Annotated in this window: 17 protein-coding genes; 7 read left to right on the forward strand and 10 right to left on the reverse strand. The window is 69.3% G+C overall.

Annotated elements, in window-relative coordinates; all coding sequences use genetic code 11:
* Positions 1 to 3: 3 nt before the first annotated feature.
* From rplJ to OHA18_RS09330, 3 genes are all read right to left on the reverse strand, one after another.
* On the reverse strand, positions 4 to 627 hold the full coding sequence (rplJ, locus tag OHA18_RS09320) for a 50S ribosomal protein L10 (RefSeq protein WP_329003485.1): 624 nt from the start codon (positions 625 to 627) through the stop codon (positions 4 to 6).
* 221 nt (positions 628 to 848) lie between these two features.
* On the reverse strand, positions 849 to 2,033 hold the full coding sequence (locus OHA18_RS09325) for an MFS transporter (protein WP_329003486.1): 1,185 nt from the start codon (positions 2,031 to 2,033) through the stop codon (positions 849 to 851).
* Entirely contained in the window at positions 2,033 to 2,848 is an 816-nt protein-coding gene (locus OHA18_RS09330; protein WP_329003487.1) for an IclR family transcriptional regulator, read from the reverse strand. Before OHA18_RS09330 ends, OHA18_RS09325 begins: the two co-directional genes overlap by 1 nt.
* A 52-nt stretch (positions 2,849 to 2,900) precedes the next feature.
* Here OHA18_RS09330 and OHA18_RS09335 point away from each other — a divergent pair, with 52 nt between their 5' ends.
* On the forward strand, positions 2,901 to 3,497 hold the full coding sequence (locus OHA18_RS09335) for a hypothetical protein (RefSeq protein WP_329003488.1): 597 nt from the start codon (positions 2,901 to 2,903) through the stop codon (positions 3,495 to 3,497).
* Here OHA18_RS09335 and OHA18_RS09340 read toward each other — a convergent pair.
* Genes OHA18_RS09340 through OHA18_RS09350 form a run of 3 tightly spaced genes read right to left on the reverse strand, consistent with a single transcriptional unit; the run spans position 3,494 to position 5,619 of the window.
* A complete protein-coding gene (locus OHA18_RS09340; protein WP_329003489.1) occupies positions 3,494 to 3,898 on the reverse strand; it encodes a RidA family protein in 405 nt (134 codons plus the stop codon). The genes OHA18_RS09335 and OHA18_RS09340 overlap by 4 nt on opposite strands.
* Positions 3,899 to 3,913: 15 nt before the next feature.
* Positions 3,914 to 4,648 (reverse strand): IclR family transcriptional regulator, encoded by a 735-nt coding sequence (locus OHA18_RS09345; RefSeq protein ID WP_329003490.1) that lies wholly within the window; start codon positions 4,646 to 4,648, stop codon positions 3,914 to 3,916.
* Positions 4,645 to 5,619: a sugar kinase gene (locus tag OHA18_RS09350; RefSeq protein WP_329003491.1), complete on the reverse strand. Its 975-nt coding sequence runs from the start codon at positions 5,617 to 5,619 to the stop codon at positions 4,645 to 4,647. Before OHA18_RS09350 ends, OHA18_RS09345 begins: the two co-directional genes overlap by 4 nt.
* 128 nt (positions 5,620 to 5,747) lie before the next feature.
* Here OHA18_RS09350 and OHA18_RS09355 point away from each other — a divergent pair, with 128 nt between their 5' ends.
* The 3 genes from OHA18_RS09355 to OHA18_RS09365 are packed head-to-tail and all read left to right on the forward strand — an operon-like array spanning position 5,748 to position 9,284.
* The gene (locus tag OHA18_RS09355; RefSeq protein ID WP_329003493.1) at positions 5,748 to 7,049 is read left to right on the forward strand and encodes an amino acid deaminase; all 1,302 of its coding nucleotides are present in this window, start codon (positions 5,748 to 5,750) and stop codon (positions 7,047 to 7,049) included.
* Position 7,050: 1 nt separating this feature from the next.
* Complete coding sequence (locus tag OHA18_RS09360) at positions 7,051 to 8,655, forward strand: N-acyl-D-amino-acid deacylase family protein (protein ID WP_329003494.1); 1,605 nt, start codon at positions 7,051 to 7,053, stop codon at positions 8,653 to 8,655.
* A complete protein-coding gene (locus tag OHA18_RS09365) occupies positions 8,652 to 9,284 on the forward strand; it encodes a bifunctional 4-hydroxy-2-oxoglutarate aldolase/2-dehydro-3-deoxy-phosphogluconate aldolase (protein ID WP_329003495.1) in 633 nt (210 codons plus the stop codon). Before OHA18_RS09360 ends, OHA18_RS09365 begins: the two co-directional genes overlap by 4 nt.
* Here the strand turns inward: OHA18_RS09365 and OHA18_RS09370 are convergent, their stop codons facing one another.
* The 3 genes from OHA18_RS09370 to OHA18_RS09380 are packed head-to-tail and all read right to left on the reverse strand — an operon-like array spanning position 9,285 to position 11,903.
* Positions 9,285 to 9,977, reverse strand: a complete 693-nt coding sequence (locus tag OHA18_RS09370; protein WP_329003496.1) for a DUF4097 family beta strand repeat-containing protein — start codon at positions 9,975 to 9,977, stop codon at positions 9,285 to 9,287. It lies immediately after the preceding gene.
* On the reverse strand, positions 9,977 to 10,621 hold the full coding sequence (locus OHA18_RS09375) for a response regulator transcription factor (protein ID WP_329006076.1): 645 nt from the start codon (positions 10,619 to 10,621) through the stop codon (positions 9,977 to 9,979). The genes OHA18_RS09370 and OHA18_RS09375 overlap by 1 nt, the downstream gene beginning before the upstream one ends.
* Positions 10,622 to 10,625: 4 nt before the next feature.
* Positions 10,626 to 11,903 (reverse strand): sensor histidine kinase, encoded by a 1,278-nt coding sequence (locus OHA18_RS09380; protein WP_329003497.1) that lies wholly within the window; start codon positions 11,901 to 11,903, stop codon positions 10,626 to 10,628.
* A gap of 166 nt (positions 11,904 to 12,069) precedes the next feature.
* On the opposite strand from OHA18_RS09380, the gene OHA18_RS09385 reads away from it, so the two are divergent.
* A complete protein-coding gene (locus OHA18_RS09385; protein WP_329003499.1) occupies positions 12,070 to 12,579 on the forward strand; it encodes a hypothetical protein in 510 nt (169 codons plus the stop codon).
* On the opposite strand, the gene srmL is transcribed toward OHA18_RS09385, so the two are convergent.
* A complete protein-coding gene (gene srmL, locus OHA18_RS09390) occupies positions 12,566 to 13,687 on the reverse strand; it encodes a PheS-related mystery ligase SrmL (RefSeq protein WP_329003501.1) in 1,122 nt (373 codons plus the stop codon). The genes OHA18_RS09385 and srmL overlap by 14 nt on opposite strands.
* Positions 13,688 to 13,913: 226 nt before the next feature.
* Between srmL and OHA18_RS09395 the strand changes: the two genes are divergently transcribed.
* Together OHA18_RS09395 and OHA18_RS09400 are read left to right on the forward strand one after the other, a co-directional pair.
* Positions 13,914 to 14,951, forward strand: a complete 1,038-nt coding sequence (locus OHA18_RS09395; protein ID WP_329003503.1) for an alpha-hydroxy acid oxidase — start codon at positions 13,914 to 13,916, stop codon at positions 14,949 to 14,951.
* On the forward strand, positions 14,948 to 15,232 hold the full coding sequence (locus OHA18_RS09400; RefSeq protein ID WP_329003505.1) for a hypothetical protein: 285 nt from the start codon (positions 14,948 to 14,950) through the stop codon (positions 15,230 to 15,232). Before OHA18_RS09395 ends, OHA18_RS09400 begins: the two co-directional genes overlap by 4 nt.
* Positions 15,233 to 15,529: the final 297 nt, after the last annotated feature.

The following is a 15,529-nucleotide window of genomic DNA, read 5'->3' on the forward strand; positions in this document are numbered from 1 at the left end:
GCCTCAGCTCTCGGCTGAAGCGGTCTCCTCGGTGCTCGCCTCGGCAGGTGCCTCGACCGTGTCCTGCACGGCCGCCGCCTCGTCCGCCACTGCGTCCTGCACAGGGGCGGCCTCGGCCGGCAGCTTGTCCTGCAGCGCCGCGAACAGGCGCGCGGCCTGCGACAGCGGAGCAGCGAACAGCGACACCGCTTGCTGCGGGGCCGCCTTCATCGCACCTGCGAGCTTCGCGAGGAGGACCTCACGCGACTCCAGGTCAGCGAGCTTGCTGATCTCGTCAGAGCCGAGTGCCTTGCCTTCCAGCACTCCACCCTTGATGACGAGCAGGGGATTCGCCTTGGCGAAGTCACGCAGTCCCTTGGCCGCAACCACCGGATCGCCCTTGATGAAGGCGATCGCGGAGGGGCCTTCGAGCAGGGAGTCGAACGAGTCGACACCTGCGTCCTTGGCCGCGATCTTGGTCAGCGTGTTCTTCACCACGGCGTAGTTCACGTCGTCACCGAGCGCAGTCCGCAGTTGCTTGAGCTGCGCAACGGTGAGACCGCGGTACTCGGTCAGCACGGCGCCGTTGGAGCTACGGAACTCGTCCGTCAGCTCCGCGACAGCGGCTGCCTTGTCCGGCCTCGCCATGGGGGTCTCCTTCTATCGGCTTCCACGCCTAGGACCCCTGAACAAAGAGAAACGCCCCTTGCGCAGGCGCAAGGGGCGTGAACATACCTGCTTCACTATCCAAGTCACCTACGCGGGCCGCCCACCTGAATGGGACCTTCAGCTGCCCTGAGGCAGCAACCAGCGGTCTTCGGCAGAGTCCAGTGTGCCTGGTGTACAGGTATTTAGCCAAATCGGTGGGATCAGGCCGGTTGTTCCGTCCGCGGATGCGGTGGGATCCAGCGGTGCATCGCCGTGGCGGCCGCCCACCCCGTTCCTGCCATGATGACGATCGCCGGCCCCAGCCCGAGGAGTGCCGTCGCCCCCGCCAGCAGCAACGGCCCGGCGCCGTTCCCGGTATCCGCGAAGAGCCGGAAGGCGCCCAGGAACTGGGCCCTCCCGACGGGTGGCGACGCATCTGCGCCCAGGGTCATGATCACGCCGGCGCCCAGCCCGTTCCCGATGCCCATCAGCATCGCGACCGCGGTCAGCGTCACTGTGGTGTGCGTCAACGGCAGCAGCAGATGCGCCAGCCCCAGCACGAACATCGACGGTACGGCGACCCACTTGCGGCCGAGCCGGTCCATCACCGAGCCGGCCGGATAGAACAGCAGCATGTCCACCGCACCGGACAGTCCGAAGATGATGCTGGTCGTCTGGGCATCCAGTCCGATGTGCAATGCCCACAGGGGGATCACCACCTGGCGTGACGCCCGGACCGCACCTACTAGTAGCGCGCCCACCCCGAGAGTGCGCAGTACGGGGAAGTGGTCGCGGATCACGACCCAGGTTGATTGTGCGGCGACCGGCCTGGTCCCGCGGGTGTGCGCGACGTCCGGCAGGCTCACCAGGACTGCGCAGGCGAGCAGTGCGGCCACCAGGTGCACCCAGTAGGCGCCGTCCGTACCGAGGAACTTCATCACGCCGGCGCCGAGGAACGGGCCGATGAAGGAGCCGATGCGCTGCACTCCACCCAGCGTCGACAGTGCGCGCGCCCGGAGCTCGATCGGCACGGCCTCACTCAGATACGCCTGCCTGGCAAGGCCCCAGACCGCACCGGCCAATCCGGTGCACCCGATGGCGATAGCCAGACCCCACACCGTCGGTACGACGAGACATGCGGCCAGCGCGAGCGCCACCAGGACTGTGGCGCCCAGCATCGCCCTGCGTTCACCGATGCGGTTCGTCAGCGCACCCGCTGGGAGGTCACCAATCACCTGGCCCAGTCCGGCCGCCGCTACGACCAGACCGGCCACAGCTACCGAGGCGCCCAGATGAGTGGCCGACAGCGCTACGACCGGCGCGATGGCTCCCTGACCGATTCCGTACAGCAGGGCGGGCAGATAAACCGCGGGTGCGATCTTCCACAGACTGCGGGCCTGGGACATCACCGGCCGCCGGCCAGCGCCGTACTGCGGTCCCGTGCGGCCGGGGTGGCGCCCAGCAACTCCGACACCGACCAGGCACCCGCGACGATCCTCATCCCGAACTCCTCCATCCGATCCACCGGCATCCGCATCTCGGGGCCGGACACACTCAGACAACCCGCGACCTGCCCGGAGTAGCCGAACACCGGCGCAGCCACACTGCAGATCCCGGCGGTCCGCTCGGTCCTCGACATCGCGTACCCGCGCCGGCGGATGTCCGCGAACTGCTCGGCCAGCACGTCCGGATCGGTGATGGTCGCCGGCTGCACCTGCTCCAACGGGCCCTTCAGAACCTCCTGCTGCCGCTCGAACGGCAGGAACGCGAGCAACGACTTCCCTGGCGCACCGAGCGGTAGCGCAACCGGCAGACCGAATTCCGTGTAGGTACGGCGCAACTGGTGGTGGCTCTCGACCTGATCCAGTACGACGCGCTGCCCGGACGGCAACAGCTCGTGCACCGCCGCGGTCTCCCCTGTGTCATCGCGGAGCGCACGAAGCACCGGCATGGCAGCGTCCCGCAGGCCGGCCGGAATCCCACCGCTGTGCGCGAGCTGCACGACCAGCGGACCGATCGCGTACCGCCGGTGGGCCGTCTGCCGGACGAGCCCGTTCTCCTGCATGGCCAGCAACAGCCGATGCACGGTGCTCGTGGACAGGCCGGTCGCCCGGGCCAGGTCACTGATCCCGAGGTCCGGAGTACGGGCGTCGAAGCAGCGGAGGATCGCTACAGCCCGGTCGATCGACTGCACCGAACCACGCTGGGCGTCTTCCTGCATGGCGGAACTTTATCCCGCCATACGGGATAGTCGTCGAGGTTGTGTCCAGCCGGTGAGCATCACCGCCTCCTGGAGCGCGCTCGACAGCTGGCTGGCCCAGCACGCGCCGACGACGTACGCCGTACTCGCGCCGCCGGTCACCGACGCGGACCTGCGGACCACTGCGACGGTGGTCGAGTTACCACCCGAGCTGATCGAGTCGCTCCGCTGCCACGACGGCATCACGACGTGGGCGAACCTGCTGCCTGAGGCGCAGCCGTCGAGTGCGGCTCAGATCGCCGAGAACTGGCAGCTCCGGATGGAACTGGCCGCGGACTTCGACGGCTTCACCGTCCAGCCACCGTCCGAGGAGCCGAACTGGCATCCGGCCTGGATCCCCTGGGCCGACAGCGAAGGCGATCTCCAGGTCGTCGACGTCCGCAGCGGCCGGCTCGGCATGGCCTCGCACGACGGCACCGGGGACTTCACAGACAGCTGGCCGGACCTAGCGGCGTACCTCTCAGACGTGGTGGACTCGCTGCACCACGGCACCGGGGTCAACGGCTGGTACCCCTACCTCACCACCCGGCAGGAGCTGTGGTGGGACCGCGGGCCGGACCAGCGGGCCGTCAACGACGAGCCGCTGGTCCGAGTGCCGGTCGACGATTAGCTCAGGACTGCCAGTGCGTCGATCTCGACCAGCATGTCCGGCAGCGGCAGGCCGGTGAACACGGTGGTGCGCGACGGCAGGACGCCGCTCGGGGTGCGGGTCGAGACGAACTCGGCGTACGCCTCGTTCATCGCGGCGAAGTTCTCGCGCTCGGTGAGGTAGACGCGCAGCATCACCACGTCGTCGACACTCCCCCCGCCGGCCTTCAGGATCGCCTCGATGTTCTGGAGGACGCGGGTGGTCTGCGCCTTCACGTCACCGTGGAAGACGAAGTCACCGCTGGCCGGGTCGACCGAGCCCTGGCCGGACACCTGCAGGATGTTGCCCTTGCGGACGCCCTGCGAGAACACGGGCATCGGCGGCGGCGCGTCGGTGGTGGAGACGACGGTCTTGTCGGACATCAGGTCTGACACCTCTCAGTTGTAGTCGGCACTGATCGCGTTGGCGGTGGCGAGCAGCTCGGGTAGCAGCTCGAGCACCTGCTCATAGTTCAGCAGTACGTCGGGAACCGACAGCGACACGGCCCCGACAACGCGGCCTGCGCTGTCCGTCAGCGGCGCACCGATGCAGTTGATGAACGCCTCGTGCTCCGCCTTGTCCTGCGCCCAGCCACGCTCTTTCGCCGTGTCCAGCTCGTCCCGCAGCCGGTCCGGGTCAGTGATCGTGTTCGGCGTGTACACGTGGTAGTCCAGCGACTCGATCAGAGCCTCCCGCCGCCGCTTCGGCTGCGCAGCGAGCAGGATCTTCCCGACGGCAGTGCAGTGCAGCGCGGCCGGTACACCGATCTGCGAGTACATCCGCACCGACCGCACGCTGTCGAGCTTGTCGACGTAGATGACCTCATCGTTCTCCCACGCGGCCAGGTGGACGGTCTGGCCGGTCTTCTGGTTCAGCTCACGCAGATGCGGTGCAGCGACTTCGCGTACGACGTGTTGCTCGCGGGCGACGTCCGCCAGGGCGAACAGTCGCGACCCCAGCCGGTAGCGGTGCGCGGCGTCCCGCCGTACGAACCGGTCTGCCTCCATGGTGCGCAGCAGCCGCAGCACGGTCGTCTTGTGCACCCCTAGCTCAGTGGCGAGTTGGTCCAGCGACCGCTCGCCCTCACCGAGGCTGGTGAGGATCTGCAAGGCCCGACCGAGGCTCTGACTCATGCCGGACCGATCTTCGTCGCTGCCCACTCCTCGTCGGTGCAGCTCAGCAACCGCTCACGCACCTCCGGCGCCGGCGGCGGCGCGTGATCCTCGGGCGCTGTCAGTACGGCGGCTGCAGTCAGATGCCCCAGCCGCAGCCGCTGCGCCATCGGAAGCTCTTGCAGCGTGCCAGTGAGGAAGCCTGCCGCAAACGCATCCCCCGCCCCGACTGTCTCGACGACATCGACAGACAGGGCTGGAACCTCGGTGCGGCCGTCCTGCTCGAGCACCATCGCGGTGTGCGCGTCATCCTTCACCACCAGAGTCGGCGCCCCGATGCGCTCGTAGAGCTCGTCCGGATCGCTCGTCCCCGCAAAGACCTGCGCCTCGTCCGCACCGATCAGCACGATGTCGGCAGCCTTCAGCAACCGCCACAGCGACGCCGGATCCTTGTCCCGCCACAGCGCTGGTCGCCAGTTCAGATCCACACTCAGCAGGAACGACCGCGGCTCGGTCGCCAGCCACTCCAGCATCTGCGCACTGGTCTCCGAGATCGCCGCAGTGATGCCGGTGGTGTGCACCAGCCGCGCTTGCCCGAGTCGTTCGCGCACCGCAGGCCGGTCCAGAAACGCAGGGTCCATAGCAGCGGCGGCGGAACCGGTCCGGTAGTAGTGCATCCGCGACCGGCCGTCCTCCGACTCCTTCACGTAGAGGGCTGTTGGCCGGACCGGATCCTGCTCCACACCCCCGACGTCGACGCCCCGCTGCTGCAGATCCCGCAGTACGTGCTGGCCGAATCCGTCGTCACCCAGTCGCGAGATCCACGCGGTCGGGACACCCAGCGCCGCCAGCCCGCCGGCCACGTTGCACTCCGCGCCGCCCACCGACCGCCGGAACACCTCGACGTCCGCGAGCGGCCCCGGCCCGCCGGCCAGCATGATCATCGCCTCACCGATGCAGACGGCGGCCGTCTCAGGGAGCGGTTCGGGCATCGGCACTCCTCGGGGGCGGGGTGATGGGATAGGTGCGTTGACGCGACTTTGGCCGCGATGCTACAACCGACGAGTCAGAATACGCAATGAGCGTTGCGTATTCTGCAACTTCGACCCCAGGGGATCAGATGCCTGCTTACGATGCCGCCGCCGTCGCCGCTCTCGCCGACCAGCAGGTGAGCTGGCGGGACAAGGCCCTGCCGCCCGCCTTCTGGGGCCGGACCGTCGCCGGGATCCTGGCCGACCGGCCACGGCTGTCGCAGCTACCCACCCCGCTGATGACACTGTCCGCGCCCGGCCTGAGGCACAACGTCGACACCCTCGACACCTGGTGCAGGCGCCACGGCGTCGAGCTGGCGCCGCACGGCAAGACGACGATGGCGCCCGCGCTCTGGGCGATGCAGCTGGACGCCGGCGCCTGGGCCATCACGCTCGCCAACGGCTTCCAGCTCGGCGTCGCCCGCGCGTACGGCGTACAGCGGGTGCTGATCGCGAACGCGGTGATCTCCCCGTTGCAGCTGCGCTGGATCGCGGACGAGCTCGCGGCCGACCCGTCGTTCGAGGTGATGGTGTGGGCGGACTCGGTCCGCACCGTCGAGATCATGGAGGCAGCGCGGTCGGCGCACGTCGGACCCGACGCCCGGCCGCTCGACGTCATGGTCGAGGTCGGCGGCATCGGCGGCCGGACCGGTGCCCGCGACGCCGAGACCGCTCTGGCGGTCGGCCACGCGATCGCCAAGGCGTCGACACTGCGGCTCGTCGGCGTGGCCGGGTACGAGGGCGCGATCGGGCACGGCGTCGACGAGGCCAACCTCGAGGAGGTCCGCGCGTACCTGCGGGACCTGGCCACGGTCCACCACCGGTTGAAGGACCTGTACGACGCGGACGTCGTGCCCGTGGTCAGCGCCGGCGGGAGTCAGTACTTCGAGCAGGTCGCGAAGGTGCTCGCATCGGAGGCCGGCGACGGCGCCCGGGTCGTACTGCGGTCCGGCGCGTACATCACCCACGACGACGGGCTGTACCGCCGGGTCTCGCCGCTCGGCGCGAACCCCCGGACCGACGGCGAGCAGCTCGTCTCGGCGATGCACGGCTGGATGCGGATCACGTCCCAGCCCGAGCCCGGCCTGGCGATCTTCGACGGCGGCCGCCGCGACTTCCCGTTCGACCAGGACTTCCCCGAGCCGCAGCTGATCCGGCCGCGGTCCGAAGGTTCGCCGATCCTGCCGGCGACCGGGATGACGGTGACCAATCTGAACGACCAGCACGGATACCTGACCTTCACCGACGTACCGGTGGTGATCGGCGACGAACTCCGGGTCGGCCTGTCGCACCCCTGTACGGCGTTCGACAAGTGGGGCCTGATCCCGGTCGTCGACGACCCGGACGCCGCCGACCCCGTCGTCGTCGACCTGGTCCGGACGTTCTTCTGAGATGACCGAACTGCTGATCACGGGGGCGCTGGTCATCGACGGCTCCGGGTCCCCCGGGTACCACGCCGACGTTGCGGTCGACGCCGGGCGGATCGTGGCCATTGGCAACGATCTTCCGGCCGCGCACCGGACGATCGACGCCGACGGACTGGTGCTGTCGCCGGGGTTCATCGACATGCACTCGCACTCCGACCTGCAGATCCTGGTCACCCCGGACCACACCGCGAAGGTGAGCCAGGGCGTCACGCTGGAGGTGCTCGGTCAGGACGGGCTCTCGTTCGCGCCGATCGACGATCCGACGCGAGCCGTCGTACGCCGCCAGATCGCCGGCTGGAACGGTGAGCCGGACGACTTCGACTTCGACTGGTCGACGGTTGCCGGGTACCTCGATCGGCTCGACCAGGGCATCGCCTGCAACGCGGCGTACCTGGTCCCGCAGGGCACGCTGCGGATGATGGTCGTTGGCACGTCCAACCGTCCCGCGACTGCCGATGAGCTTGCGCGGATGAAGCAGCTCCTCGCCGACGGATTGCGCGACGGAGCGGTCGGGATGAGCAGCGGGCTGACGTACACGCCCGGCATGTTCGCGAGCACCGACGAGCTCGTGGCGCTCTGCGAGGTCATCGTGCAGTACGGCGGGTACTACGCGCCGCATCAACGCTCGTACGGCAAGGGTGCCCTCGAGGCGTACGGCGAGATGGTCGAGGTGGCCCGCCGTTCCGGCTGCGCGCTGCACCTCACGCACGCGGTGATGAACTTCGCGCCCAACGTGGGCCGCGGCGCCGATCTGGTCGCGATGATCGACAAGGCGCTCGCGAGCGGGGTCGACCTGACCACCGACACCTACCCGTATTTGCCGGGGGCAACCACTCTGGCCGCGATCCTGCCCAGCTGGACCGCCGAGGGCGGGCCGGACGCCCTGGTGGCCCGGCTGCGCGATCCGGACGCGCGCTCGCGGATCACCTACGAGCTCGAGCAGGTCGGCTCGGACGGCTGCCACGGCTGCGTCGTCGAGTGGGACACGATCGAGATCGGCGGAGTCCGCAACCCCTTGCTGTCCGATGCCGTCGGCAGCACCATCGCCGAGCTTTCCGAGCGTTCCGGCACTCCCGCTGCCGACATCTTCTTCGACCTCCTGGTCGGCGACGACCTCGCCACGTCGATCCTGCAGCACGTCGGCCACGAGGAGAACGTCCGCGCGATCATGCAGCACTCGTCGCACACCGGCGGCTCCGACGGGATCCTGGTCGGCGGCAAACCGCACCCGCGCTCCTGGGGCACGTTCCCCCGCTACCTCGCCCACTATGTCCGCGAGCTCGGCGTACTCGACCTCGCCGACTGCATCCACCACCTCACCGGCCGCCCGGCCCGCCGCCTCCGGCTCCCCGACCGGGGCCTCGTCCGCACGGGCTACGCCGCCGACCTGGTCCTCTTCGACCCCGACACCATCCGCGACGCGGCCACCTTCCCGGAGCCTCGCCGACAGGCCGAAGGCATCCCGTACGTCTTCGTCAACGGCACTCCCGTCATCGACGACTCGCACCGAACGCCGGCCCGCCCCGGCCGCGCCATTCGCCGTACCCCAGCTGAAAGGAACTTGTCGTGAACACCTTGGAGCTGCTTCGAGCTGACCGGGTGCTGACCGTCGTCCGCGCCCCGGAGATCTCCGACGCCCGCGACCTCTGCGCCGCATTGGTTGCCGGCGGCATCCACGTCGTCGAGCTCACCTACACCACTCCCGACCTCCCCCGGCACCTGGAACGCGCCGCCTCCACCGCCGCCGAAACCGGAGCGGTCGTCGGAGCCGGCACTGTCCAGACCGCCGACCAGGCGACTCAGGCGATCAACGCCGGCGCCCAGTTCCTCGTCACACCTGGCCAGGGCCCGGAGGCCGCCGCGATCGCCGAAGCAGCGCGCGCTGCGGAGATCCCCGTCGTACTGGGCGCGTTCACGCCCTCCGAGGTGATGACCGCGCTGGCGCTGGGCTCGGCCGCGGTGAAGATCTTCCCGGCCCACCACCTGGGCCCGAAGTACTTCAAGGACCTCAACGGCCCGTTCCCCGGCGTACCCCTGATTCCGTCCGGCGGCGTCAACGCCACCAACGCCCACGACTTCCTCGCCGCCGGCGCCCTGGCCGTCAGCGCCGGCACCGACGTGGTCTCCCCCGCCGACGTGGCCGCCGCCAACTGGTCCTCCATCACCACCAAGGCCAAGACCTTCTGCGCCGCCCTCTGACTACTGGACGGTGATGCTGCCGTAGCTGGTCCGTAGGTAGACGCGGTTCGATGAGCTGGGGTCGTTGGGGACGTCGACCTGAGTGGAGCCCTGGGCCGCGAGGGCATCGATCGCGTACGTCGTGGTGCCTGGAAGCTGCACCGTGAGAGAACCGTTGCTGGCCGTGGCGGTGACCTGATCCGGCGCACTGTCGAAGAGGATGTCGACCGAGCCGTGCCGCGCATCCACCGAAACCCGCGTACTCCGGATCCGGGTCAGCGTGACCGAGCCGTCGTCGGCTTCCACCGTCAGCGGCGAGGCGACTCCGACCGCGGACATGGATGTCCCATCGGCCTTGGCCTGTACGGCGGACGTACCGGGCACCTCCACCGTCACGTCCACCTCGCACTGCACATCGGGACAGCTGGTCTCCACATCGAGCACTCCGCCGACGGTCGAGACCTTCACGGCCGGCTGCGCGGCGGCGTACGTGCCGTCGACCGTCACGTGCACCTGCCCGTCCGCGCTGGCCTGCAACTCGAACGACACGTCCGAGACGACCTTCACCCCCTGCGGCCCGGGCGCGAACGAGGCGGAGTAGCTGTACGGCAGCCTGCCTCGAATCATCGACACGGTCAGCGCCGCGCCGCCCACGACCAGCACCAGCATCGGCACCAGTCCGATGATCAGCATCTTCCGCTGCGCGCTTGTCATCACGTGTCCAGGAACCTGAGGACAGCGAGCACCCGGCGATGTTCGCCGTCGGTCGGCGCGAGGTCGAGCTTCAGGAAGATGTTGCTGATGTGCTTCTCGACGGCGCCTTCGCCCACGACCAGCGCCTGCGCGATCCCGCCGTTCGACTTACCTTCCGCCATCGCGCGGAGAACGTCCTGTTCCCGCGGGCTCAGCCTCGCCAGCGGATCCACCCGCCGCGACCGCACCAGCAACTGCGAGATCACCTCCGGGTCCAGGGCCGCGCCGCCGCCCGCGACCCGGCGCAGTCCGTCGATGAACTGATCCACATCCGCGACCCGGTCCTTGAGCAGGTACCCGACGCCACCCGGGTTCCCACCGATCAGCTCGCTCGCGTACCGCTCCTCGACGTACTGCGACAACACGAGTACGCCGACATCCGCGTACTGCTCGCGGATCACCAGCGCCGCTCGCAGTCCCTCGTCGGTGAACGTCGGTGGCATCCGTACGTCGACCACGCACACGTCTGGCCGGTGCGCCTCGACCGCCTTGAGCAGTGCGTCGCCGTCCCCGACCGCTGCGACCACCGTGCAGTCCTGCTCCTCCAGCAGCCGCACGATGCCCTCGCGCAACAGCACCGAGTCCTCGGCGATCACGACCCGCATTTGCTCAGCCACACGGCACCTCCGCGATCAGCGTGGTCCCGCCACCCGGCGGACTGTCCACAGTGAGTCGTCCATCAACACCAGCTACCCGGTCGGTCAGCCCGCGCAAACCACTCCCCTTGGCCGAGTCGGCGCCACCCTGCCCGTCGTCGCGCACCTCGACCCGCAGTACGTCGCCGACCCGCGTCACCCGCACCTCCGCGTGCGCCGCCTCGGCATGTTTCGCCACGTTGGTCAGCGCCTCCGTCACCACGAAGTACGCGATCGACTCGATCGTCAGCGACGGCCGGGGCTGTACGTCGACGCTCAGCCTGACCGGCACCGGCGACCTGGCCGCGACCGCCGACAGCGCCGCATCCAGACCGCGATCGCTCAGCACCGGCGGGTGCAGTCCCCGCGTCAGGTCGCGGATCTCGGCGATCGCCTGCATCGCCTCCGAGTGCGCCTCCTCGATCAGCGACCGCACCGCGGGCTCCTTGTCCCCCAGCCGGTTCTTCGCCCGCCCCAGCGTCATCGCCAGCGACACGAGCCGCTGCTGCGCACCGTCATGCAGATCGCGCTCCATCCGCTGCCGCTCCGCCTCGACCGAGTCGACCACCCGCTGCCGGCTCGTCACCAACTGCGTGACGCGCTCCGCCAGGGCGCCGGTCTCGGAACGGCCGAGCAGGATCCGCGCAAGCTCTGCGTCCAGCGTCGACGCCAGCCGCATCAGCAACGGCGACACGACCAGCAGGAACACGGCCGCGGCCACCGCGACGAACACAGCGGTCTTGGGCGAGTCGATCACGAACGGTCCGAGCTGCGCCTGCCCGGCGGCGAACTGGTCGTAGTACAGCGGCAACGCGATCAGCACCGGGGGCAGCGACCACGTGACCGGGATCAGCACCAGCCAAACCATTGCCAGCGGCAACAGCAGCAGGTAGTAGAGGAACTGCCGCCACATCCCCTGGTCGGTGACCGCGAGCCTCGCGTCGGCGATCCGCGATCCGGCCGACGGCGGCGGGATCAACGGCGGGATCTCCTGCCCGCGAGTGACCCGCGCCCGCGCTCGCTCCCATCCGGCCACCAGGTACACGAACCGGTTCGCGCCGACACTCAGCGGGATCCCGACGTACCCGAGGGGCCAAGCCAGCAACACGACCAGGACGGTGGCCAGCACGAGCAGCCCCGAGGTGAGCACCACGACCGCGTCGCCGATCAGGTGAATGGTTGCCAACCACAAGTACGGCGAACGCCACAGCCGCCACGGCGCCCAGGGGACCGGACTCGCAGCAACCGTCATCCGGACCACCTCCCCGTGTCAGCGCCTGCTTGCCGTCACAACCTACGTCGTCCTGGCGGCCGGACGGCATGAGGACATCCCACGGAAGTGACCGGGGGTTATCCCCACCCCGGTTCGTGGGCTGACCGGACTGTGCCGAACGCCCGCCGCCGGAATGCTCGATGGCATGACGACGACACTCGACAGCAGGCGATCCGGCACCCTGGACGGCAAGCTCGGCGACGCGATCGACGACCGCGTCGCCGATGCTCTCGAGGACTACATCACCGAGGGCCGGTTGGACGGCCGGATCCGCCCGCGCCGGTCCCCTCAAGGCCTGGCCGCGCTGGTTGCCGCCGGAGTCGCGGCGGTGCTGCTTCCGTGGTGCCTGATCCTCGCGGCCACGCTGCCGAGCACCTACCAGGCCGGCCATTGGAAGCTCACCTGGATCGGGCTCGACTGCGGGACCGCGATCGCCGCGGGCCTCACGGCGTACCTGCTGCACAAACGCAACAGGTACGCCGCTCTGACCGCGATGGCCGCCGGGACGCTGCTGACGGCCGACGCCTGGTTCGACGTCAGTACTGCGTCCGCCAGCTTCGACCGCACCCTCTCGCTGACCGAGGCCCTGCTGCTGGAGCTGCCCCTGGCCGTGTGCGCCTTCGTGGTCGCGGCCCGTGAACTCAAGAGGCAATGAGCTCCATCACAGGACCTTCGTGCAGAGCCCGATACACCTTGTCCCGCAGGGAGTTGGCCTCTGCATCGGTGAGCGTGCGGTCCACCGGCCGGAGGATCAGCCGGACCAGCAGATTCCGTTGCCCCGGGTTCAACTGGAGGCGTTCACGGGCGGCCGTCGGCAAGTCGTCGTACGACGTTTCACCCAGCACCTCCAGCGACTCCGCGGCATCGGCATCCGGGCCCAGCGCGGCGCGGACCTTGTCACCGAGCACCTCCGCCGACACGTCGGCCGATGCATCGACCACGACGGACAGGTCGCGTCGTACCGGTGGCATGGATGAAACCGGCTTGTACGGCGAGAGATCCAGCATCTGACTCGCCACCCGCGGTTCGGTCGATCTGAGCAGACGAATGTCCCGGATGCCCTTGCGCAGCATCAGGAGCCGGTCGAGACCGGGCCCCATCGCCAGTCCGGTCCAGCTGTCATCCAGGCCGGCCAGGCGGAGGACATGCGGCGCCGCGACCCCGCACTCACCGATCTCGATCCACTGATCGTCCAGCAGGACGTCGATCTGACGGCCGTGGATCGTGTACGGGTGGACCGCCGGCACAGTCCGGTAGGTCTGACCGGGGAGGATCGTGTCGACCAGGTGGGCGATCATGTCCTCCAACTCCGGCTCCCCCAGCGTGACGTTGCGGCTGATCCGCCACAGATCGAGCTGGTGCGGAGTCCCGGTGTGCTGCCAGTCGACCGAGTCGCGGCGGTAGCAGATGCCCGCGCAGATCATCAGCACGTCGGACGCATCGGACTTCGCGAGCTCACGCAGCGCGGGCGGGATCATCGCGGAGGTGTGGCTTCGCAGTACCTCGGTCTCCGAGGCGTAGCGGGTGTAGCGAGCTTCACGGGTGACCGCGCCGGTCGCGTACCCGAGGTTGTCGTAGTTGTCGGCCAGCGGTACGACGGGATGGTCGCGGCGGGTCCAGATCTCGGTGTACGGCCAGGCCGCGCCCAGCGACGTACGGATCGAGTCGACGATCAGCTGGACGGCGTGTGGTCCCTGCGCCGGGTCGGCGAGGTCGCGAAGGGCCAGGGCAGCGTTCAGTTCTTCAGCAGTGAGGACAGACATGAGTTTCTCTCCAGGATGACGGTCTCGACGGGGGTCCACCCCGGTCGGCCGCGGTCACCTCAGGAGAGAGCGCAGCAGCAGCTCACCCCGTCGGCACCGTCGTGCCGGCCGGGGCGCAGAAATCGCCGCCCGTACTGCGTCATACCGTCAACTGTACCGCCCACCCACCAGCCCCGCCCGTGAAATTCCTCCCACCCGGACCGGGACGAGTGCGACGATGGGCCGCATGCGATGGATCGACACTCTGGAAGCCGGGGCCGCCGACAAGCTCCCGGAGGCCGTACACCGTTATTTCCGGCAGGGCTCAGCAGGCGGGGTGAGTGTCGGCGAGGCGACCGAGGCCTGGTCGGCGTACCGGTTCCGCCCGCACGTGCTGAACGACGTGTCCACGATCGATCTCGGTACGACGGTGCTCGGCGTACCCGTCGACGCGCCGATCCTGGTCTCGCCGTCGACGATGCACCGGATGGCGGATCCGGACGGCGAGCTCGCGATGGCGCGCGGCGTCGGCGCGGCGCGTTCGCTGCTCGGGGTCTCCAGCAACGCGGGCACCAAGTTCGCCGAGCTCGGTGCGACCGGGGTTCCGTGGTGGCTGCAGCTCTATATCCTGCGGAACCGCGAGATCACCCGCCGGATGCTCGACGCCGCGGTCGAAGCCGGAGCGCGAGCGGTCGTGCTCACCGTCGACACCCCGGTGGTCGGCCGGAAGGAGGACGACGGCGACACGGTCTGGGACCTGGCCCAACCCGGGCAGTTCCTGGCCAACCTGCCGGACGGCGAGTGGACCGACGACGACCTGGACAAGGCCGACGACCTGAATCCCGACGTGATCGGCTGGCTGGCGGAGCGAACCGGCCTGCCCGTGGTGGTGAAGGGCGTACTCCGCGGCGACGACGCGAAACGCTGCGCGGACGCGGGTGCCGCCGGAGTCATCGTGTCGAACCACGGCGGCCGGCAGCTCGACGCCTCGATCCCGACCGCGCAGGCGCTGCCCGAGATCGCCGAAGCCGTGGCCGGCAGCGGACTCGAGGTGTACGTCGACGGCGGCATCCGTCGCGGCGAACACATCCTCGCCGCCCTGGCCCTCGGCGCCCGCGCAGTCTTCGTCGGCCGGCCGGCGCTCTGGGCCCTGACCGTCGACTCATCAGCCGGCGTCACCCGCCTCCTCACCGACCTCGGCGAGGAACTAGACCACACCTTGCGCCTGGTCGGCCATGCGACACCGTCCTCGCTGACCCCTGACCTTGTGACCCTGAGAAGGTGACGTTGCGGATCGTCGGCCTGAACGCGTTCCTGCCCGGTTTCCGGCTCGTGCACGAGTTCGCCCGGCGGAACGGGCACGAGGTCGCGCTGGTGGTGACGCTGCCCGAGACCGGCCGGTACGGCGCCTCCGATCCGATGGTCGCCGGCCTGCCGGACGGGATGAACGTCCTGATCACCCGCAAGCTCCGCACCGTCGCCGCCCCCGGCACCATCCTCGAACATCACCCCGACGGCTGGACAATCCAAACCGCCGACCACCCCCTCCGCCTAACCCACACCTAACCCCTCCCTCGCCCCTCCCCCCGCCCCTCCCGCCCCTCCCCCCGCCCGCCCGTCCGCCCGTTCGCCGAGTCGTGGGAATCGGCTGCGAAAATCGACCACTATCCACGACTCGTGCTGCCCCACCCGAACCATTTACCACGACTCGACGGCCAGGGCAGCGGATGGAGGGCCCCGCGGCGACTCGCCGGACCCGCACCCGCGACCGCGCACCCCAACAATCGCGGCCGCGCGGGCGTGGGTTGAGAAACAAAACTGCCCCCGGGAGATCCCGGGGGCAGTTCTGGTGCTGAAGGGGTG

The sequence above is a fragment of the Kribbella sp. NBC_00709 genome, assembly GCF_036226565.1.
In the GTDB taxonomy this organism is placed as follows: domain Bacteria; phylum Actinomycetota; class Actinomycetes; order Propionibacteriales; family Kribbellaceae; genus Kribbella.

Excerpts from the sequence above, each read along its gene's own strand:
- OHA18_RS09380 (WP_329003497.1), bottom strand. The coding sequence starts at position 11,903 with ATGACGGTTGCTGCGAGTCCGGTCCCCTGGGCGCCGTGGCGGCTGTGG.
- OHA18_RS09395 (WP_329003503.1), top strand. The coding sequence starts at position 13,914 with ATGCGATGGATCGACACTCTGGAAGCCGGGGCCGCCGACAAGCTCCCG.
- OHA18_RS09325 (WP_329003486.1), bottom strand. The coding sequence starts at position 2,033 with ATGTCCCAGGCCCGCAGTCTGTGGAAGATCGCACCCGCGGTTTATCTG.
- OHA18_RS09370 (WP_329003496.1), bottom strand. The coding sequence starts at position 9,977 with ATGACAAGCGCGCAGCGGAAGATGCTGATCATCGGACTGGTGCCGATG.
- OHA18_RS09350 (WP_329003491.1), bottom strand. The coding sequence starts at position 5,619 with ATGCCCGAACCGCTCCCTGAGACGGCCGCCGTCTGCATCGGTGAGGCG.
- OHA18_RS09375 (WP_329006076.1), bottom strand. The coding sequence starts at position 10,621 with ATGCGGGTCGTGATCGCCGAGGACTCGGTGCTGTTGCGCGAGGGCATC.
- OHA18_RS09345 (WP_329003490.1), bottom strand. The coding sequence starts at position 4,648 with ATGAGTCAGAGCCTCGGTCGGGCCTTGCAGATCCTCACCAGCCTCGGT.
- OHA18_RS09330 (WP_329003487.1), bottom strand. The coding sequence starts at position 2,848 with ATGCAGGAAGACGCCCAGCGTGGTTCGGTGCAGTCGATCGACCGGGCT.
- OHA18_RS09340 (WP_329003489.1), bottom strand. The coding sequence starts at position 3,898 with ATGTCCGACAAGACCGTCGTCTCCACCACCGACGCGCCGCCGCCGATG.
- OHA18_RS09360 (WP_329003494.1), top strand. The coding sequence starts at position 7,051 with ATGACCGAACTGCTGATCACGGGGGCGCTGGTCATCGACGGCTCCGGG.
- OHA18_RS09385 (WP_329003499.1), top strand. The coding sequence starts at position 12,070 with ATGACGACGACACTCGACAGCAGGCGATCCGGCACCCTGGACGGCAAG.
- OHA18_RS09355 (WP_329003493.1), top strand. The coding sequence starts at position 5,748 with ATGCCTGCTTACGATGCCGCCGCCGTCGCCGCTCTCGCCGACCAGCAG.
- rplJ (WP_329003485.1), bottom strand. The coding sequence starts at position 627 with ATGGCGAGGCCGGACAAGGCAGCCGCTGTCGCGGAGCTGACGGACGAG.
- srmL (WP_329003501.1), bottom strand. The coding sequence starts at position 13,687 with ATGTCTGTCCTCACTGCTGAAGAACTGAACGCTGCCCTGGCCCTTCGC.